1 pseudogene is annotated in these 371 nt (G+C 71.4%); it reads right to left on the bottom strand.

Annotated features, from left to right (window positions below):
• Positions 1-371: pseudogene (locus IH50_RS39085) on the bottom strand (hypothetical protein); the annotation flags it as partial.

Genomic DNA, 371 nt, shown 5'->3' with positions numbered 1-371 from the left:
GCCTTGACCGCGCCCCGAGCCGCCTGCAGGAATGCCTCTGTCTGCCGCTGAACGGAGCCCGGTCCCAGCGCGCTCAACGCCGCCTCGTCCCCAACCGCGGCCATGCGCTGATGCATCTCCACAGATGCCGACATGGAGTCCACCTCCAGGGCGTCCGTGACCTCCGCGGGCACGTCGCGCACGTCCTGGACGATCACCAGAACGAGCCGCTCCCGGGCGTAGCCTACGGTGCGGACCCGCCATCCGAGTTGGCGTGCCGCACGCCGCATCGCGGCACGGATCAGTTCCATACCTCCCAGCGCCTGGGCGTCCGCAGGGTGAAGACGGTCCTCCAGAGCCCCGCCGTAGCCGCCGGCGGCCAGCAGCAGGCC

Source organism: Streptomyces sp. NRRL S-37 (assembly GCF_000721605.1).
Lineage (GTDB): Bacteria > Actinomycetota > Actinomycetes > Streptomycetales > Streptomycetaceae > Streptomyces.
This window is presented reverse-complemented; position numbering and strand designations above follow the sequence as displayed.